This window comes from Streptomyces sp. NPDC047130 (assembly GCF_040643475.1).
Lineage (GTDB): Bacteria > Actinomycetota > Actinomycetes > Streptomycetales > Streptomycetaceae > Streptomyces.
In genome coordinates, this window is record NZ_JBEYUK010000023.1 from 41904 (window position 1) to 60165 (window position 18262).

An 18262-nucleotide genomic window follows, 5' to 3' on the forward strand; every position below is an offset into this window, starting at 1 on the left:
TGCGCGGGAGGGGGTGAGGGTGGCGGGTCAGGGGGTGGGGGTGACGGTGTTCCAGGGGAGGACGCGGTCGCACCAGCGGTGGAGGAGGACCGTGTCGTGGCCGACGGCGAGGAGGGTGGCGCCGGTGTCGGCCCGGTAGGACTCGACGGCGGCGACCAGGGCCGCGGTGGTGGAGGCGTCGAGCATGGCGGTCATCTCGTCGCAGACCAGGATGCGCGGGCGGAGGGTGAGGGCGCGGGCCAGGCAGGCGCGCTGGAGCTGGCCGTCGCTGACCTCGTGGGGGCGGCGGGTGAGGAGGTCGGGGGTGAGGCCGACCAGGGGCGTGAGCTCGGCGAGGCGGGCGGGGGCCTCGGGGCGGCGGCCGGTGGCGCGGAGGGGTTCCGTGATCAGGTCGGCCAGGGTGAGGCGGGGGTCGGCGGCGAGGCGGGGCTGCTGGAGGACGACGCCGAAGGCGGTGCGCCAGGCGCGGGGGGCGCGGTGGCGCCAGCGGGTCACCGGGGTGCCGTCGAGGAGGAGCCGGCCGGAGTCGGGGCGGTGGAGCAGGGCGGCGACGCGGGCGAGGGTGGACTTGCCGCAGCCGCTGGGGCCGAGCAGCCCGACCGCCTCGCCGGCGGCCAGGGTGAGGGAGGCCCCGCGGACCACGGGACGGCGGCGGTCGTAGCCGGCGGTGATGTCGTGGAGTTCCAGGACGGGGCCGGAGGACGCGGTGCCGGGGGACGCGGGGGCGGTCGGGAGGGTGTCAGGCATGGGTCGGCTCCGCGGGCTCGGTGCGGCCCGGGCGGGAGGGAAGGGCCGCGGGGGCGGGGTGGTGGCAGGCGACCCGGCCCGTGGCGGGTGCGTCCGGTGTGGGGGCCAGGGCGGGCACGGTCCCGCAGGCGCGGGTGGCGTGGGCGCAGCGGGGGGCGAAGGCGCAGCCCGGCGGCAGGGCGCTGAGCTCCGGCGGCAGGCCGGGGACGGGCGTGAAGGCGCGGTCGGGGAGGGCGTCCAGCAGGCCCCGGCTGTACGGGTGGCGGGGGCCGCGCGCGCCGAAGAAGTCGGCGGCGTCGCAGATCTCGACGATCCGGCCCGCGTACATCACGGCGACCCGGTCGGCGGCGCGGGAGGCGGCGGCCAGGTCGTGGGTGATCATCAGCATGCCGCGCCGCCCCGTGCCGTCGGCCGGGTCGGTGTCGATGTGGCGCCGGAGTTCGTCCACGGTGCGGTCGACGAGGTCGCGGTCGAGGCCGGTGGTGGGCTCGTCGGCCAGCAGCAGCGGCGCCTCACCGGCGAGGGCCAGCGCGGTGGCGGCGCGCTGGGCGAGGCCGCCGGACAGCTCGTGCGGGTAGCGGTCCAGGTGGGAGGCGGGGAACGCGGCCCGCTCGGCGGCCTCCTCCGCGGCGGCGCGCAGCGCGGCCCGCCCGCGCGACACGGCGCGGGCGGGGGGCACGGCACCAGGAGGAGCCACGCCACCGGTCGGGGCCACCGCGCGCGCGGAGCCCACGCCACCAGCAGGGACCACCGTGGGCGTGGGGGCCACGGCGCGCCCGGGGAGGCCGCCGGGGCCGGGCAGCAGGCCGCGCCCGCGCAGGCCGCGCCGCCGCAGCCCGCGGCGCGTGCCGCGCAGCTCGGCGAGGGTCTCCTCGAGCTGGGAGCGGACCGTGCGCACCGGCGTGAGGTGGGCGGCGGGGCTCTGCGGGACCAGGCCCACCAGGCGGCCGCGGACCCGGCGGGCGAGGGTGCGCTCGTCCGCGGCGAGCAGGTCGATGCCGGTGTCGCCGAGTGCGGCGCTGCCCGCGGTCTGCGCGTTGCCGGGGAGGAGCCCGAGGAGCGCGGAGGCCAGCACGGACTTGCCGCAGCCGCTCTCGCCGACGAGGACCAGGCATTCCCCGGCCCGGACGTCGAACGAGGCGTCGGTGACGGCGGAGACGATCCGTCCGCGCGGCATCAGGAACCGCACGTGGAGTCCCCGGACGGAGAGAAGGACGTCGCTCACAGCATCAGCTCCGATCGGCGGCGCGGGTCGATCCGGTCCCGCCAGGCACCGGCCAGCCCGGCCACGGCGAGGGTGGGGACGATCAGGAACAGGCCGGGGAAGAGCGTCGGCCACCACTGCCCGGCGAGCAGCGAACCGCGGGCGCCCTCGATGAGGTTGCCGAGGCTGGCCATGTGGGCGGGCAGGCCGAGGCCCAGGAAGGAGAGGGCGGACTCGTGCCACATGGCGTGCGGCACGGAGAGCACGGCGGCCAGCCCGGCCTGCGGGAGCACGGCGGGCACCAGGTGCCGTACCGCGATCCGCCACCGGGAGGCGCCGCCGGAGATCGCGGCGTCCACGAAGGGCCGGCCGCGCAGCGAGAGCACCTCGGCGCGCACGATGCGGGCCGTGGAGAGCCAGTGGGTGGCGGCGATCGACAGCAGCACCGGCCACACGCCCGGCCGGAACAGGGCGACCACGAAGACGCCGAGCAGCAGGTGCGGCACCGAGGCCAGCGCGTCGACGACCCGCATGACGACCCGGTCCACCCACCCGCCGAGCGCGCCCGCCAGCGCGCCCACGGCGGTGCCGACCACGGCGGCGACCAGGGCGGCGGCGACGCCGACGAAGAGCGAGACCCGCAGGCCGTAGACGCAGCGCAGCAGCAGGTCGCGGCCGAGGTCGTCGGTGCCGAAGGGGTGGGCCCAGGAGGGGGATTCGAGTTTGGAGGCGAGGTCGACGGCCTGCTGGTCGAGCTGGGCCAGCGGGGGCACCAGCAGCACGGCGAGGACGACGGCGCCGACCAGCACGGCGGAGGTGCGCACCCGCAGCGTCCGCCAGGAGCGGTGCCGGGGACCGCGCGTCCGCCAGGCGATCGGGGCGTCCGGGGAGGTCGCCTCCGGGGAGTTCGCCCCCGGCAGGGCCGCGTCCGCCGAGGCCGCGTCCGGAGTGGCCGCCCCCGGGGAGGTGCTCGCGCCCGCGCCGCCGACCGTGGCGGCGGCGCCCGCCTTCGCGTCGAGGCCGTCACATGTCACGGAAGTCCACCCTTGGATCGAACAGGCCGTACAGCAGGTCGGCGAGGAGGTTGCCGAGGAGGACGGCGACGGTGGCGAAGACGGTCAGCGCGGCCAGGAGCGGGAAGTCCACGGAGGTGGCCGCCCGCACGGTGGCGTCGGCGATGCCGGGCCAGCTGAAGACGGTCTCCACCAGCAGCGCCCCGGTGATCAGTTCGGGCACCCGGGAGCCGATCAGGGTGAGCACCGGCAGCAGCCCCGAGCGCAGCGCGTGGCGCAGCAGCACGGTCCGTTCGGCGAGGCCGCGGGCGCGGGCGCCGCGCACCGGGTCCTCGGCGAGCGCCTCCCCCACGCCCTGGCGGACGTAGAGCGTGAACCAGGGCAGCTGGGAGACGGCCAGCACCCCGGCGGGCAGCACCAGGTGCTCGGCCACCCCGCCGAAGGTCACGTACGACGAGCCGCTGTCGGTGAGCCCGCCCGCCGGCAGCACGTCGAGGCGCAGCGCGAAGAACCACACGGCGAGCAGCGCCAGCCAGAAGACCGGGGCGGCCGAGAGCGTGTACGCCAGCCCGGTGACGGCCCGGTCGAGCAGTCCGCCGGGGCGGCGCGCGGCGAGCACCCCGAGCAGGGTGCCCACCACCACGGCGACGGCGAACGCCACCGCGCACAGCAGCGCCGACCAGACGGCGCGCTCGGCGATCACCTCGACGACCGGCTGCCGCAGGACCGTGGAGTGGCCCAGGTCGCCGGAGAGGGCGGAGGCCAGCCAGTCCCACCAGCGGGCCGTGAAGGACTCGCCCACGCCCAGGTTGGCGGCGAGCCGGTCCAGGGTCTCCTGGTCGGCGGTGAGCGCCGCGTCGCCGGCGTAGCCGCGGACCGGGTCGAAGGGGGAGGCGGCGGCCAGGGCGAAGACGCCGAGGGTGACGGCCAGCAGCAGCGGCACGCCGGACAGGATCCGGCGCAGCGCCAGCCGGGCCATGGCGGCCCAGGGCAGGCGCCGTCGGGCGGCGGTGGGCCGCTGCGCCGCCGCGCCGGTCGTCACGGCGGTCACCCCTGGGGCCGCCAGTCCTCGAGGTTCCACCACGGTCCGGCGCCGAAGCCGTGCTCGTGCGGCTCCACCTGGGTGTTCAGCCCCGAGGAGTCCTCGGTCCGCCAGCGGTCGGCGACGACGTAGAGGTGGTCCAGGTGGGTGAGGAAGGTGTAGCCGGGGTCCTTGGCGAGTTCCTTCTGGAGGGTGTCGTAGGCGGCCTTGCGCTCGGCGGTGTCGCGGGTGCGGCGCGCGTCGTCCAGCGCGCGGTCGACGGCCGGGTTGTCGTAGTGCGGCATGTTGTTGAAGCCGTCGCCGGCCTCGGAGGAGTGCAGCAGCGTGTAGAGGCCGAAGTCGGGGTCGCCGACGTCGCCGAAGCCGGCCAGCACGGCGTCCTTCGCCATCCGCGGCTCGATGACGTCCCAGGTGCCGGACTCGACCTTCACCTCGACGCCGATCTTCTTGGCGTCGCCCGCGTAGGCGAGGGCGAGGTCCTGCCGGACCTTGTCGCCGGCCGGGTAGTACAGGGTGAAGGAGGCACGGCGGCCGTCCTTGGCGCGGACGCCGTCCTCGCCCTCCTTCCAGCCGGCCTCGTCGAGGAGGCGTTCGGCGGCGGCCGGGTCCTGGGCGCGTTCGGTGCCCTTGGCGAACCACTCGTCGTCGACGGGCAGCGGGCCGTAGGCGGGACGGCCGGCGCCGTCGAGGACCTTGTCGACCATGGTGTCGCGGTCCACGGCCAGGTCCAGGGCGCGGCGGACGGAGGTGTCGCCGGTCACCGGGTTGCCGGTGGGCAGGCTGACGGCACGGTAGTCGTAGGAGGTGGCCCGGTAGGTCTTGAGGTCCGCGTCGTCCTTGAAGGTGGCGGCCAGGTTGGGCGGCAGGACGGCGCCGTCGAGGTCGCCGGAGCGCAGCCGGGTGGCCCGCACGTCGTCGTCGGGGACGATCGCCATGGTCACGTTCTTCACGGCGGGCTCGCCGCCCCAGTAGCGGGGGTTGGCCTTGAACACCAGCTTCTCGCCCTTGCGCCAGTCGGCCAGCACGTACGGGCCGGTGCCGATCGGCTGGGTGTTGAACGTGCCGTCGTTGGGGTCCTGCTTCCCGGCGACGTGCTCGGGCACGATCGGCAGCACGGTGCGGGCGGCGAACGGGGCGAAGGGGTACTTCAGCGTGAAGACCACCTGGTTCCCGCCCTCGGCGCGGACGCTCTCCACGGCGGCGAGTTCGCTGCGGCTGGGGTTGTTGGTCTTCTCGTCGAGGACGGTCTCGTAGGTGAAGACCACGTCGGCGGGGGTCAGCGGCTCGCCGTCGCTGAAGGTGACGCCGTCGCGCAGGGTGAAGGTGTAGGTGAGCCCGTCCTCGGAGACCTCGGGGAGGTCCTCGGCGAGGGCCGGTTCGAGGCCGAGGTCGGCGTCGCGGGAGAGGAGGCCGTCGAACAGCTTCGAGTTGCCGTCCTTGCCGTAGCCGAGGAGGGGGCTGAGGGTGTCCGGTTCGGTGGACACGCCGATGACGACGGAGTCGGCCGGAGCCGTGGCCCGGGCGTCGCCGCCGGGCGCGGAGCAGGCGGTGGCGGCGGTGAGGGCGGCCGCGCTCAGCGCGGCGGCCCGGCGTAGTGCCCGGGGCATGGTGGGGGAGCCTCCCATTGACCGTGAGATCATTGCGGTCATCATGTTATTGCATAGGGGTCGCAATAAGGGAGGGGGCCTCGGGAGAACTCCCGGCGTCCAGGAGCGGGCCGCGGGAACGGCGGTCCTGGGAGCGGCGTGCGCCGCCGGTGCGGGGCCTGGGTCGCGGGTGACCCCGGAACCTCAGTCGCGGGTGACCCGGAGCCGGTAGGCGTCGCCGGGGCCCTTGCCGACGACGTTGATCCGGATGCCGTTCTCGCGGTCCCGGAAGCTGTCGCCGGGGGCGAGCGTGGCGTCGGAGAGCTCCGCGTGGACGTTGGGGGACTGGGTGCAGCCCCCGCTGTCCCGCCGGTGGTCGTGGACGGTGATCGGGCCCTGGCCGGTCTCCACGCCCGCCTCGACGCGGTAGACCAGCACGCCGGGGCGGCACACCAGCTCGTCGTTGCCCTCCTGTGTGCGGACCTCGACCGCGTAGCCGGTGTCCTCGTCCAGCGGGAGCACCACCAGCTTGGGGCCGCCCGCCCGGGCCAGCGGGGTCAGCACGTGGTCGGAGACGGAGCCGGCGCGCGCCGCGCAGGCGACCTGGGCGGAGTCCAGCCAGCCCAGCTTCCACTTGTGCCAGCCCATGAGGTCGTTGTTGGCGCCCCAGTCCTCGCTCATGATGTCCCAGTGGCCGGCCGCGCCGCCGCCGTCCTGGGTGTACAGGTCCGGCAGGCCGAAGACGTGGGCGTTCTCGTGCGGCAGGACCCGGTAGCCGGTGCGGTCGTAGGTGCCGGATCCGTCGTCCTGGCGCGAGTAGACGAACGAGGTGTGCGACACGGGGACGCCGTCGGCGACCGGGGCCTCCGAGTTGGCGGCGAACGTCACGGAGAGCACGGTGTCCAGCGCGGACGGGCCGGCGTTCGGGGTGACCAGCACGTTGAGCAGGTCGTACCGGCTGAAGTCGACCTCGGCGTCGGCCTTCTCGACGATGTCCTCGACCAGCCCCCGGTACGCGGGGTCGAAGGGGGCGCCGCGTTCTATCCCGTACTCGTCGAACTCCTTCGGCATCCGCAGCCAGTCCTTCACGGGGGCCTCGGGGCGGTAGTCGAGGCGGCCGTAGGAGCTGGTGCGGAACCAGTCCTGGGTCTGCGGGAAGAACTCGGCGTACCGGTCCATGGCGTCGCCCTCGCCCCGGGCGTCCGGGAAGTCGACCATCAGGGTCAGCGCCCGGACGGTGCCGGTGGCCGGGGAGTAGCCGGAGGGGGTGGGCAGGCCCTCGGACATCTGGGCGTCCAGACCGCCGCTGATCATGCACGGCGCGAGCCCGACGGCGGACCTGGCCGGGGGGACGGGGCCCGCCGCGGTGGGGTCCTCGGCGCGCTGGTTCACCGCGGAGGTGCAGACGGCCAGGCTCAGTGCGCAGACCGCCGCGAGTGAGGCCAGGCGCCGGGCCCGGACGGGACCGGGGGACCCGCCCTCCGGTATGGAGCGGCGGTACGCGCTGCGTCCCATGCTCGGCCTCCCACTCCACGCGACCGGTCCGTCGACCGGGCCGCACCCTTCCGCTCACCCTGTGCCGGGGCATCGGCCGCCGCCCGCTGGAAGGGGCCGGTCGGGGGTTTTCGCGGCGAAGAGGTTTGGGGCGGGGCGGGGTGAGGCCGGGTGAGGCCTGGGCGGTGGCGTGGGAATGCCCGGCAGCGGGGCGTGGGTGCCCGGCAGGGGTGCAGGCGGGGGTGCAAGCGGGACGGCGGACGTGACCGGGTCCCGCGTACGTACGACGGAGCCCAGGGACGGTGGCGCGCAAAAGGGCCGGGCCCCGAGCGCCCAGGGGGGGGAGAGGACGCCGAGGCCCGGCTGGCGGGACCCGATGCCGGGGGGAGTGCACCGGGGCCCGGTTCTGGAGGGGCGGCCCGAAGGGGCCGGCCCCATTGTTGTGCCCGCGTTGGACCCGGGTACGCCGCCCGTGAGGGTCCGTTTTCCGCCGTTACGCCGAGACCGTCAGGCCGCTGCGTCGAACCCGGTGTCCCGGGCCAGCTTCTTCAGTTCCAACAGCGCGTGCTTCTCGATCTGCCGGATCCGCTCACGGGTGAGGCCGTGCTCCTTGCCCACCTCTGTCAGCGTACGCTCCCGGCCGTCCTCGATGCCGTAGCGCATCTTGATGATCGAGGCCGTGCGCTGGTCGAGGTGGTTGATCAGCTCGTCGAGCTCCTCGCTGCGCAGCAGGGTCAGCACCGACTGCTCCGGCGACACCGCGGAGGTGTCCTCGAGCAGGTCGCCGAACTGGGTCTCGCCCTCGTCGTCCACCGACATGTTCAGCGAGACCGGGTCACGCGCCCAGTCCAGCACGTCCGTGACCCGCTCGGGGGTGGCCCCCAGCTCCTTGGCGATCTCGGCGGGCTCCGGCTCCCGGCCGTGCTCGCGGTTGAACTCGCGCTGCACGCGCCGGATCCGGCCCAGTTCCTCCACCAGGTGGACGGGCAGGCGGATGGTGCGCGACTGGTCGGCTATGGAACGGGTGATGGCCTGACGGATCCACCAGGTCGCGTAGGTGGAGAACTTGAAGCCCTTGCGGTAGTCGAACTTCTCCACCGCGCGGACCAGACCGGCGTTGCCCTCCTGGATCAGGTCCAGCAGCGGCAGTCCGCTGCGCGGGTACCGGCGGGCGACCGCCACCACCAGACGCAGGTTGGACCGGATGAAGACGTCCTTGGCCCGCTCGCCCGCTTCCACCAGGGTCTCGAGCTCCTCGCGGCTGGCGTCCACCTTGGACTCCGCATCGCCGTCGAGGATCTGCTGGGCGTAGACGCCTGCCTCGATCGTCTCGGACAGCTCGACCTCCTTGGCGGCGTCGAGCAGCGGCGTACGCGCGATCTCGTCCAGGTACATGCCGACCAGGTCGCGGTCCGCGATCTCGCCGCCATGGGCGCGAACGCTGCGTGCCGCGTCGGACGTCCCGCCGGAGGTGGCGGACTTGCGACGGGCGACGGCACGGGTTGCCATGCGTGTGCTCCCTAACGATGGTGGGCGGGCGGTTTCGTACTGATGGACGCCGGCCTCCCGGGTGGTCGTCGACCACCCCCGGCGGGCTCGGCGCGACACTGAAGCTGTGAGCCTCACTGTCACCGGGTGCCCGGCATCCGTGGGATACAACGACCGGAATCGGGACAGAATTCCCGCCGGGTCCGTCTCTTCGGCCGGAGATGCAGTACCCTGCCCGCCTGCAACCTGGAGGCGGAGGGGCACGGTGCGTGGCGAAGCGCAGGTCAGGGCCGGTGACGACAGGGACCTCGCGGGCCTCACGGACATCTACAACCACTACGTGTGTGAGACGCCTTACACCTTCGACACGTTGCCCTTCACGTCCGAGGAACGACGTTCCTGGCTCGCCGGGTATTCCCTCCGGGGTCCGCACCGCCTGATGGTGGCGGAGGACGGCGCGACCGGGAAACTGCTCGGCTACGCCACCTCCGGCCGGTTCCGCCCGAAGCCCGCCTATCTGAGCTCGGTCGAGTGCACGGTGTACCTGGCTCCCGACGCCACCGGGCGCGGCGTGGGCGCGCTGCTGTACGAAGCGCTGTTCGAGGCGCTGGCCGCGGAGGACGTGCACCGGGCCTACGCGGGCATCGTCCCGCCGAACGAGCCCTCCGAGAGGCTGCACCGCCGGTTCGGCTTCGAGCCGGTCGGGGTCTTCCGCGAGGTGGGCCGGAAGTTCGGCCGGTACTGGGACGTGGCCTGGTTCGAGAAGACGCTCTGAGCGGCGGGCCGCGGGTCCCGTCGGCCCGGACCGCTACGGGCCGACGCGCCGCTCCATGGCCGCCCGCGCCGCCGACTCCGTCGGGTAGACCTCGCACATGTGGCGCCCGTCGGGCGTCGCCGTGTGCTCGACCTCCCACAGGGAGGCCCGCCGCCCGCCCGGGAGCAGGAAGGCGTGCTCGTAGAGGGACAGGCACACCCCGGTGCCCGTCCGGCAGGGCGGGCCGAATGCCTGGGAGATCTCGTGCGCGTAGGCCGTGCGCAGCGCGGAGGTCACCTCGGGCCCGGGCCGGTCCGGGTTCTCCGCGCGCCGCATCAGCCGGCGCAGGTGGTCCGCCGAGTCGTCCGGCGCGTACGGCGGGTCGAAGCCGGCCGCCGGGGGGAGCCGCAGCGGCGGGAGCCGCAGCGTGTCCAGCGGTGCCAGGACCGGCTCGTCGGCGGGCAGCGGCAGCCGGGCGACGGCCGCGGACAGCTCCTCCTCGTCCGCGTAGACCTCGTGCCGCGGCCCCCCTGGGGCCGTGTTGTGGACCAGCTCCCACAGGGTCAGCACCGAGCCGTCGCCGAGTAGCCAGGTGTGACGGTGGGTCTCCCGGTAGAGACCCGCGCTGTGGTGGGCCGACTGCAGCGAGCCGTCGTACGCCAGCGCGGAGCACAGCCGGCTCAGGACCTCGTCCGGCAGTTCGAAGGAGTTCAGGGCGCGGCCGAGGAGCCGTTCCAGATGCTCCTCCGGATACGCCGCCGTCTCGTACGGAACGCTCAAGGGTGCTCCCAGCGTCGCTGCTTGTCACCTTGTGGGTGCATACCGTAGCCCCTCCGTCGGACATCATGTCCGGGAACCGAGAAAACGTACGGTTGTAGAGACGCCGGACCGGGGGTCCGGGTTGCCTGCCGCCGGGGGCGTACGCCGGTCGTAGTCTGGACGGATGAGTTCCTCCTCCGACGGCGCGTCCTCCGAACCCCGCGACGACAGCCGGGACGCCGACGACGGTCGGGCCCCCGAGGGCACCGACGGCACCGACGGCCCTCACGGCACCGACGGCCCTGACGGCACCGACCGCGACGACCGGGCCGAGCCGCGTGCGCCGAAGGCCGCGCTGGTCTTCGACGACCCGCTGGACCAGCAGAGCTCGGACGACACCGACCACGGCTGGGGCGAGCGCTCCCGCGGCGGGGACGCCGCCGCCGACCTCCGCCGCTTCCTCGACGAGAAGCCGCCGCACCACCTCTGACCCCGGGCCGCTCACGGCCCGCCCCTGAGCGCCACCGCGAGCCGGTCCTCCGGCGCCGTGCCCAGCAGGCGCACCGCGGTGGGCCGGGGCACGGAGAGCACCACGAGCGCCCCGCCCGCCGTGTCCACGCCCCCTGATCCAGGCGTCAGGGCGACCCGGGCCTCCCGCGCCAGCACCCGAGGACGCCCCTGAGGACCCGCGGCGATCACGTCGACCAGGTCCCCGGCGCGCAGCATGCCCGCGACGGCCGGATCGGCGAGCCGTACCGGCGCCCGCACCCGGGGCGGCCCGGCCGGCGGCGGGACGCCCCCCGGCCGGGCGTGCGAGGCGGAAGAGGCGGTCGGTGAGGCCGGAGCCGTGGGGCCGGGGGCCAGGGCGGTCACCGCCGCCGCCGTGAGCACGGCGGCCGCCACCCGGGGCCAGGCCCGGGCCGGCCGGCCCGTACCGAACCGGCCACCGGTCACGCGCAACGGGGCGAACGGGGGGACGCTCCCGGGCGCGGGCACTCCTCCCGGCCCGTACCACCGCGGGGCGGCCGGGAGAGCACCGGTGCCGGAGGGAAGAAGCGGAAGCCGGACGGGCGAGGACGCCTCGGCGGACGTCCCGGCGGACGTCCCAGAGGATGCCCCGTCGAAGGGACCGAAGTACTCGTTCATGGCCCCAGCCTGACCGCTGTCGTCAAGGTCTGCTGAGGCCTGTGGACGGCTTACCGGCGCCGTTGTCCACAGGTCACCCGGGAGGGTTACGGCAGCGCGAACCCAGGGTCCGCGCCGCCCAGCGCCCGGGCGCAGAGGCAGGTCCGCTGGTCCGTCGCCGGAAGCGCCGCCACCAGGTCGAAGAGGACGTCCCGCAGGCGGCCCACATTGGCCGCGAACACCCGCAGCACCTCCTCGTGGGAGACGCCCTCGCCGGTCTCCGCGCCCGCGTCCAGGTCCGTGACCAGGGTCAGCGAGGTGTAGCAGAGTTCCAGTTCACGGGCGAGCGCCGCCTCCGGATGGCCCGTCATGCCGACCACCGACCAGCCCTGGGCGGCGTGCCAGCGGGACTCGGCGCGGGAGGAGAAGCGGGGCCCCTCGACCACCACGAGCGTGCCCCCGTCCACCGCCTCCCACTCCCGGCCGCGCGCGGCCTTCAGCGCCAGCGCGCGTCCGGCGGGGCAGTAGGGGTCGGCCAGCGAGACGTGGACGACGTGGGGGACCGTGCCGTCGGGCAGCGGGAGGCCGTCGAAGTAGGTGTGGGCGCGTGCCTTGGTGCGGTCGACGATCTGGTCGGGGACGAGCAGCGTGCCGGGACCGTACTCCGGGCGCAGCCCGCCGACCGCGCAGGGGCCGAGGACCTGCCGGACACCCAGGGAGCGCAGTGCCCAGAGGTTGGCGCGGTAGTTGATCCGGTGCGGCGGCAGGTGGTGCCCGCGGCCGTGCCGGGGCAGGAAGGCCACCCGGCGGCCGGTGACCTCGCCGACGAACAGGGAGTCGCTGGGCGGCCCGTAGGGCGTCTCCACCGCGACCTCGGTCACGTCCTCGAGGAACGAGTAGAAGCCGGACCCGCCGATCACGCCGATCTCGGCGCTCACCGTGTTCACCATGGCCCGCACCCTAGGGCCTCGGCCACGGCGGGGAACAGGCCCGAAACCGCCGCCCGCCCCCACCACGCCGAACCGCGCCGCCGACCGGACCGCCGACATGCCGAAGGCCCCGCGCGGCCTCGGTGGAGCGAGGACGCGCGGGGCCCGTAACGGCGTGCGTCAGGCGGCCGAGCTGCTGCTCGACGAGGCCGTGGAGGCGGAGGCCGTGGACGTCGACGACGAGGTGGACGTCGACGAGGCCGAAGAGCTCGAGCTCGAGCTGGAGCTCGAGGAGGCGGTGCCGGACGTCGCGGCCGGCGAGCTGCTGGACGACGAACCGCGGCTGTCGTTGCGGTAGAAGCCGGAGCCCTTGAAGACGATGCCGACGGCCGAGAACACCTTCTTCAGGCGGCCCTGGCAGTTGGGGCACTCGGTCAGGGCGTCGTCGGTGAACTTCTGCACCGCCTCGAGGCCCTCGCCGCACTCGGTGCACTGGTACTGGTAGGTCGGCACTGTCTTCCTCCTGGCACTCTCACTCAATGAGTGCTAACGACGATCCATCTTGACGCATTCCCGGCCGTCAGTCCACTGCCGCACCCCGTCCGGTGACCGAAACCACTGCCACCGGACGACAACCGAACGGCGCCCGAACGAAAAACCGGCCGTCAGCCGACCAGCCGCACGCGTCCCACGAGCACCCTCACCACGCGTCCCACGAGCACCTCACCACGCGGCCCACGGGACCGTCACCGGGCGGCCCCGGACGTGCCCAGCCAGCCGGCCAGCTTGCCGCCCCGGGCGACCGCCCGCAGCCGCCGCTCGGCGGCGTCCTGCACCCGGTCGGTGGCGACCACCAGCAGCTCGTCGCCCCGCTGGAGCACCGTGGTCGGCGACGGGACGAAGGAGTCGCCGCCCCGGACCACCAGGGTCACCGAGGCGCCCTCCGGCAGCCGCAGCTCGCTCACCTCGACGCCGTGCATGCGCGAGTCCCGGTCCACGGTCAGCGACAGCAGGTGCCCCCGCAGCCGCTCCAGCGGCGCCGACTCGATGCCCAGGTCGGCGGCCTCGTTGTCGTCGCCCAGCCGCAGCTTGCGGGCCAGCCAGGGCAGTGTCGGGCCCTGGATCAGCGTGTAGACCACGACCAGCACGAAGACGATGTTGAAGATCCGCCGGCTTCCCTCGACCCCGCCCACCATGGGGATGGTGGCCAGGATGATGGGCACCGCGCCGCGCAGCCCGGCCCAGGACATCAGCGTCTGCTGCCGCCAGTGCACCCGGAAGGGCGACAGGCAGGCGAACACGCTCAGCGGTCGCGCCACCATGGTGAGGACCAGGCCGATGACCAGCGCGGGCAGGATGTCGTCGCCCAGCTCACGCGGGTTGACCAGCAGTCCGAGCAGCACGAACATGCCGATCTGCGCGATCCAGCCCAGCCCGTCCGCGAAGCCGCGGGTGGCCGGATGGTGCGGCAGCCGGGCGTTGCCCAGCACCATCGAGGCCAGGTAGACCGCGAGGAATCCGCTGCCGTGCGCCATCGCGCCCGCCGCGTAGGCCGTCACCGCCATCGCCATCACGGCGATCGGGTAGAGGCCGGAGGCGGGCAGCGCGACCCGGCGCAGCCCCCAGGCGCCCAGCCAGCCCACCGCGAGGCCGACGGCCGCGCCGATCGCCAGCTCCATCGCCATCTCGGCGAGCAGCAGGTACCAGTGCTCGACCGGTCCGGCCGTGGAGAAGGAGACGACCAGGATGACCACCGGGGCGTCGTTGAAGCCGGACTCGGCCTCCAGGGTGCCGGTGATCCGGGACGGCAGCGGTATGCGGCGCAGCACCGAGAAGACCGCCGCCGCGTCGGTCGAGGAGACCACCGCGCCCACGATCAGCGCCTGTCGCCACTCCAGCCCGACCAGGTAGTGGGCGGCCGCGGCGGTCACCGCGACGCTGATGGCCACGCCGGCCGAGGCGAGCACGGCGGCGGACGGCAGCACCGGTTTGATCTGCCCCCACTTGGTGCCGAGTCCGCCCTCGGCGAGGATCACGACCAGGGCGGCGTAGCCGATGACCTGGGTCAGCGCGGCGTTGTCGAACTCGATGCCCGCGATGCCGTCGGACCCCAGCGCGATGCCGATGCCGAGGTAGATCAGCAGGCTGGGCAGTCCACTGCGCGAGGACACGCGCACGGCGGCCACCGCCACCAGGAGGACGAGTGAGGCGCCGAGCAGAAGCTGGTTGAGGTGGTCGACAGTCAGTGGCGGCCTTCCCTTCCCTCCGAGACGGGCGAATCCGGGGTGCGCGAACAGGTGTGCGCCGAGCGGTGAGCGCGCCGAGCGGCGAGCGCGCCGAGCGGTAAGTCTTTCGTTACCTTACCTAACTCTTGACGCTTTCTTGACGCGCTTCCGCACATCCACCGCCCTCCGGTCCGCCGCGCGACGCCCCGGCCGGGGCTCGCACCGGGACGAAGCGGACACCCCGCTCGCCCGATGCCACGGGTTCACAGACGCCGCGTCAAGCCGCCGCGCCCCGTGCGCCTATCGTTGCTCCAGCGCGACGACGGGCTCCGCCGCCGCGCCCAGAACTGACCACCGCCCGCCCCGCCGCTCGCGTGAGGACAGCAAGGACAGCGATGCCCCCCAACACCACCGCCTCTTCCGGTCAGCAGCCCGGCAGGTCCGGCAGGAAGAAGGGGCGCAAAGCCCGACTCCTGGTCCTGCTCCTCGTCCTGGCGCTCATAGGCGGCCTGGTCTACGGCGGGTACTGGACGGTCAGCACCGTCCGTGCCTCGTTCCCGCAGACCAGCGGTGCGCTGACCCTCAAGGGCCTGTCCGGCCCGGTGGAGGTGCGGCGCGACGGCCAGGGTGTGCCGCACGTGTACGCCGACTCCGAGGAAGACCTGTTCATGGCGCAGGGCTTCGTCCAGGCGCAGGACCGCTTCTACGAGATGGACGTCCGCCGCCACATGACCGCGGGCCGCCTCTCCGAGATGTTCGGCGCGAGCCAGGTCTCCACCGACGAGTTCCTGCGCACCCTCGGCTGGCGCCGGGTCGCGCAGCAGGAGTACGACAAGAAGCTGTCGGCCTCCACCAAGAAGTACCTCCAGGCGTACACCAAGGGCGTCAACGCCTACCTGGACGGCAAGGCGGCCGACGAACTCTCCCTCGAGTACGCGGCGCTGGCGCTCACCGGCGACTACGCGCCCGAGCCGTGGACCCCCGTCGACTCGGTGGCCTGGCTGAAGGCGATGGCCTGGGACCTGCGCGGCAACATGCAGGACGAGATCGACCGTTCGCTGCTCACCAGCCGCCTCGACGCCGAGCAGATCGCCGACCTGTACCCGGGCTACCCGTTCGAGCGGAACAAGCCGATCGTGCAGGAGGGCGCCTACTCCGGGGCGACCGGCACCTGGGACCAGAACGCCACGGCGACCGAGGGCGTCCAGGGCGGCGCGGCGGCCGGCCTGCCGGGCGTCCCGGCCGAGGACGCGGCCGGGCTGCAGTCGCAGCTCGCCGGGCTCTACGGCGCGCTGGAGGAGCTGCCCATCGCGGTCGGCGTCAACGGCAACGGCATCGGGTCCAACTCCTGGGTGATCTCCGGCGAGCACACCGTGGGTGGCGCCCCGCTGCTCGCCAACGACCCGCACCTGTCGCCCGCGCTGCCCTCGGTCTGGTACCAGATGGGCCTGCACTGCCGCACCGTCTCCGAGACCTGCCGGTACGACGTCTCCGGGTACACCTTCTCCGGCATGCCCGGTGTGATCATCGGCCACAACCAGCAGATCGCCTGGGGCTTCACCAACTCCGGCGTCGACGTCAGCGACCTGTACCTGCAGAAGATCAGCCCCGAGGGCTACCAGTACGACGGCAAGACGGTCCCGTTCCGGACCCGCGAGGAGACCATCAAGGTCGCCGGCGGATCCGACAAGAAGATCGTCGTCCGCGAGACCAACAACGGGCCGCTGCTCTCCGACCGTGACGACGAGCTGGTCCAGGTCGGCAAGAAGGCCGGCGTCGACTCCGGTTCGCCCGACCGGGGCGACGGCTACGGCGTCTCCCTGCGGTGGACCGCGCTCGACGCGGGCCGCACCATGGACGCCGTCTTCGCGATGAACACCGCGGAGGACTGGGAGGACTTCCGGGCCGCCGCAGAGCTGTTCGAGGTGCCCTCGCAGAACCTGGTCTACGCGGACCGCAAGAACATCGGCTACCAGCTGCCGGGCCGCATCCCGGTCCGTGCCGAGGGCCACGACGGCTCGCTGCCGGCGCCCGGCTGGGACTCCGGCTCCCGCTGGACCGGCTGGATCGACCAGGACGAGCTGCCCTACGAGTACAACCCGGACCGCGGCTACATCGTCACCGCCAACCAGGCCGTCGTCGACGAGGAGAAGTACCCGTACCTGCTCACCGGCGACTGGTCCTACGGTGCGCGCAGCCAGCGGATCAACGACCTGATCAAGGCGAAGACCGAGGGCGGCGGGAAGATCTCGACCGAGGACATGCGCGAGATGCAGACGGACAGCAGCAGCGAGATCGCCAAGCTGCTGGTGCCCGAGCTGCTGAAGATCGACCCCGAGGACGAGGACGTCCGCGACGCGCAGGAACTGCTGGAGCACTGGGACCGCACCCAGACGCCGGACTCGGCGGCGGCCGCGTACTTCAACGCGGTGTGGCGCAACCTGCTGCGGCTGGCGTTCGGCAACAAGCTGCCGAAGGAGCTGCGGGTCGAGGGCCAGTGCCTGTGGGTGGAGCCGGTGAACACCACCGGGCCCGCGGACGAGGCCGACAAGGTCCGCGAGTGCGGTCAGCGCAGCGCCACGCAGGCGCAGCCGGACGGCGGCGACCGGTGGTTCGAGGTCGTGCGCGAGCTGCTGGACGAGCCGGACAGTGCCTGGTGGACCACCGGCGAGACGGCCAGCGGGCGGCCCTCGGCGGACAACCGTGACGAGCTGCTGCGGCGGGCGATGATCGACGCGCGCTGGGAGCTGACCGCGAAGCTGGGCAAGAACATGGACACCTGGAGCTGGGGCCGGCTGCACACGCTGTACCTCAAGAACCAGACCATGGGCACGGCCGGTCCCGGCTTCCTGCAGCACATGCTCAACCGCGGGCCCTGGGAGCTGGGCGGCGGCGAGTCCACCGTCAACGCGACCGGGTGGAACGCGGCCGGCGGGTACGGGGTGGTGTGGGTGCCGTCCATGCGGATGGTCGTGAACCTGGGTGACCTCGACAAGTCGAAGTGGATCAACCTCACGGGGGCGTCGGGGCACGCGTACAGCTCGCACTACACGGACCAGACGGACGCGTGGGCGAAGGGCGAGCTGTACGACTGGGCGTTCACCGAGGCCGCGGTGAAGCGGGCCACGAAGGACACCCTCACCCTCAACCCGTAACCCGCCCGCCCGTTCCCGCCCCTTCTCCCTCCCTTCCCTTCTCTTCCGTCCCCTCCACGGGGCGGCTCCCTCCCGGGGAGCCGCCCCGTCGGCCTTTCCCCAGGGCGGCCCTGGAGATGGCGGATGCCGTGCGGTCAGGAGAAGTGGTGGAGGGCGGAGGGGGTGAGGGCGGTGGTCACGGGGCGGTCGTGGGGGTCGGCGGGGACGGTGTCGCGGAGTTCCGTGTCGTGGAGGAGGACGACCAGCGCCGGAGCCGCACCCGCCGCGTCGAGGCGGGCGAGAACCCGGTCGTAGGAACCGCCCCCGCGGCCCAGCCGCATCCCGCGGCGGTCCACCGCGAGACCGGGCAGCAGCACCACGTCCGCGTCGAGGACCGCGTCGACCCCGGCCCGCGGACCCCCCGGCTCCAGCAGCGTCATCCGCCCCGCCCCCAGCGGGACCTCCACCAGCGAGCCCGGGCCCTCGTACACGCCCCAGTCGAGGTCGTCGTCCTCCCGCAGCACCGGCAGCAGCACCCGCACCCCCCGTTCCCGCAGCGCGTCCAGCAGCGTCCGGGTCCCCGGCTCGGACCCCACCGACACGTACGCGGCGACCACCTCCGCCCCCGCCACCGCCGGCAGCTCCAGCGCCCGTGCCGTCAGCGCGCGTTCGGCCTCCCGCCGCTCGCCCTCCGGCAACCTTCTCCTCGCCCGGAGGATCTCCGCGCGCAACATTCCTTTGGCACTGTCGTTCGCCACTGTC

16 protein-coding genes are annotated in these 18262 nt (G+C 73.8%); 3 read left to right on the forward strand and 13 right to left on the reverse strand.

Features of this window, described 5'->3' with window-relative positions:
• Positions 1-27: 27 nt before the first annotated feature.
• The 7 genes from ABZ836_RS23880 to ABZ836_RS23910 all read right to left on the reverse strand — a co-directional run bounded on the left by ABZ836_RS23880 (position 28) and on the right by ABZ836_RS23910 (position 8595).
• A complete protein-coding gene (locus ABZ836_RS23880) occupies positions 28-747 on the reverse strand; it encodes an ATP-binding cassette domain-containing protein (protein ID WP_356129862.1) in 720 nt (239 codons plus the stop codon).
• Positions 740-1924, reverse strand: coding sequence for an ABC transporter ATP-binding protein (locus ABZ836_RS23885; protein WP_361145317.1), 1185 nt, complete (start codon positions 1922-1924; stop codon positions 740-742). Before ABZ836_RS23885 ends, ABZ836_RS23880 begins: the two co-directional genes overlap by 8 nt.
• Before the next feature lie 44 nt (positions 1925-1968).
• Positions 1969-2826 (reverse strand): ABC transporter permease, encoded by an 858-nt coding sequence (locus tag ABZ836_RS23890; protein ID WP_361145320.1) that lies wholly within the window; start codon positions 2824-2826, stop codon positions 1969-1971.
• 148 nt (positions 2827-2974) lie between these two features.
• Positions 2975-3943, reverse strand: a complete 969-nt coding sequence (locus ABZ836_RS23895; RefSeq protein ID WP_361145323.1) for an ABC transporter permease — start codon at positions 3941-3943, stop codon at positions 2975-2977.
• 68 nt (positions 3944-4011) lie between these two features.
• On the reverse strand, positions 4012-5655 hold the full coding sequence (locus ABZ836_RS23900) for an ABC transporter substrate-binding protein (protein ID WP_361145227.1): 1644 nt from the start codon (positions 5653-5655) through the stop codon (positions 4012-4014).
• Between the two features lie 141 nt (positions 5656-5796).
• The gene (locus ABZ836_RS23905; RefSeq protein ID WP_356129858.1) at positions 5797-7107 is read right to left on the reverse strand and encodes a M6 family metalloprotease domain-containing protein; all 1311 of its coding nucleotides are present in this window, start codon (positions 7105-7107) and stop codon (positions 5797-5799) included.
• Positions 7108-7593: 486 nt separating this feature from the next.
• Complete coding sequence (locus ABZ836_RS23910) at positions 7594-8595, reverse strand: sigma-70 family RNA polymerase sigma factor (RefSeq protein ID WP_356129856.1); 1002 nt, start codon at positions 8593-8595, stop codon at positions 7594-7596.
• Positions 8596-8839: 244 nt separating this feature from the next.
• On the opposite strand from ABZ836_RS23910, the gene ABZ836_RS23915 reads away from it, so the two are divergent.
• Positions 8840-9349 carry an N-acetyltransferase family protein gene (locus ABZ836_RS23915; RefSeq protein WP_356129854.1) on the forward strand — a complete coding sequence of 170 codons (510 nt, stop codon included), beginning with the start codon at positions 8840-8842 and terminating at the stop codon, positions 9347-9349.
• Between the two features lie 33 nt (positions 9350-9382).
• Here the strand turns inward: ABZ836_RS23915 and ABZ836_RS23920 are convergent, their stop codons facing one another.
• Positions 9383-10108: a DUF6227 family protein gene (locus ABZ836_RS23920; protein ID WP_361145232.1), complete on the reverse strand. Its 726-nt coding sequence runs from the start codon at positions 10106-10108 to the stop codon at positions 9383-9385.
• A gap of 163 nt (positions 10109-10271) precedes the next feature.
• Here ABZ836_RS23920 and ABZ836_RS23925 point away from each other — a divergent pair, with 163 nt between their 5' ends.
• Positions 10272-10577 (forward strand): hypothetical protein, encoded by a 306-nt coding sequence (locus ABZ836_RS23925; protein WP_356130323.1) that lies wholly within the window; start codon positions 10272-10274, stop codon positions 10575-10577.
• Between the two features lie 11 nt (positions 10578-10588).
• Here ABZ836_RS23925 and ABZ836_RS23930 read toward each other — a convergent pair whose 3' ends face one another.
• From ABZ836_RS23930 to ABZ836_RS23945, 4 genes are all read right to left on the reverse strand, one after another.
• Positions 10589-11233, reverse strand: a complete 645-nt coding sequence (locus ABZ836_RS23930; RefSeq protein WP_361145235.1) for a hypothetical protein — start codon at positions 11231-11233, stop codon at positions 10589-10591.
• Between the two features lie 86 nt (positions 11234-11319).
• The gene (locus ABZ836_RS23935; RefSeq protein ID WP_361145238.1) at positions 11320-12162 is read right to left on the reverse strand and encodes an S-methyl-5'-thioadenosine phosphorylase; all 843 of its coding nucleotides are present in this window, start codon (positions 12160-12162) and stop codon (positions 11320-11322) included.
• Between the two features lie 159 nt (positions 12163-12321).
• Complete coding sequence (locus tag ABZ836_RS23940) at positions 12322-12654, reverse strand: FmdB family zinc ribbon protein (protein WP_356129846.1); 333 nt, start codon at positions 12652-12654, stop codon at positions 12322-12324.
• Between the two features lie 233 nt (positions 12655-12887).
• Positions 12888-14438, reverse strand: coding sequence for a potassium/proton antiporter (locus ABZ836_RS23945; protein WP_356130271.1), 1551 nt, complete (start codon positions 14436-14438; stop codon positions 12888-12890).
• A 323-nt stretch (positions 14439-14761) separates the two neighbouring features.
• On the opposite strand from ABZ836_RS23945, the gene ABZ836_RS23950 reads away from it, so the two are divergent.
• Positions 14762-17521 carry a penicillin acylase family protein gene (locus ABZ836_RS23950; protein ID WP_356129844.1) on the forward strand — a complete coding sequence of 920 codons (2760 nt, stop codon included), beginning with the start codon at positions 14762-14764 and terminating at the stop codon, positions 17519-17521.
• Positions 17522-17655: 134 nt separating this feature from the next.
• On the opposite strand, the gene ABZ836_RS23955 is transcribed toward ABZ836_RS23950, so the two are convergent.
• Positions 17656-18234 carry a 5-formyltetrahydrofolate cyclo-ligase gene (locus tag ABZ836_RS23955; protein WP_361145326.1) on the reverse strand — a complete coding sequence of 193 codons (579 nt, stop codon included), beginning with the start codon at positions 18232-18234 and terminating at the stop codon, positions 17656-17658.
• Positions 18235-18262 lie beyond the last annotated feature (28 nt).

Excerpts from the sequence above, each read along its gene's own strand:
- ABZ836_RS23925 (WP_356130323.1), top strand. The coding sequence starts at position 10,272 with ATGAGTTCCTCCTCCGACGGCGCGTCCTCCGAACCCCGCGACGACAGC.
- ABZ836_RS23910 (WP_356129856.1), bottom strand. The coding sequence starts at position 8,595 with ATGGCAACCCGTGCCGTCGCCCGTCGCAAGTCCGCCACCTCCGGCGGG.
- ABZ836_RS23885 (WP_361145317.1), bottom strand. The coding sequence starts at position 1,924 with ATGCCGCGCGGACGGATCGTCTCCGCCGTCACCGACGCCTCGTTCGAC.
- ABZ836_RS23950 (WP_356129844.1), top strand. The coding sequence starts at position 14,762 with ATGCCCCCCAACACCACCGCCTCTTCCGGTCAGCAGCCCGGCAGGTCC.
- ABZ836_RS23955 (WP_361145326.1), bottom strand. The coding sequence starts at position 18,234 with ATGTTGCGCGCGGAGATCCTCCGGGCGAGGAGAAGGTTGCCGGAGGGC.
- ABZ836_RS23930 (WP_361145235.1), bottom strand. The coding sequence starts at position 11,233 with ATGAACGAGTACTTCGGTCCCTTCGACGGGGCATCCTCTGGGACGTCC.
- ABZ836_RS23900 (WP_361145227.1), bottom strand. The coding sequence starts at position 5,655 with ATGACCGCAATGATCTCACGGTCAATGGGAGGCTCCCCCACCATGCCC.
- ABZ836_RS23895 (WP_361145323.1), bottom strand. The coding sequence starts at position 3,943 with ATGGCCCGGCTGGCGCTGCGCCGGATCCTGTCCGGCGTGCCGCTGCTG.
- ABZ836_RS23935 (WP_361145238.1), bottom strand. The coding sequence starts at position 12,162 with ATGGTGAACACGGTGAGCGCCGAGATCGGCGTGATCGGCGGGTCCGGC.
- ABZ836_RS23880 (WP_356129862.1), bottom strand. The coding sequence starts at position 747 with ATGCCTGACACCCTCCCGACCGCCCCCGCGTCCCCCGGCACCGCGTCC.
- ABZ836_RS23905 (WP_356129858.1), bottom strand. The coding sequence starts at position 7,107 with ATGGGACGCAGCGCGTACCGCCGCTCCATACCGGAGGGCGGGTCCCCC.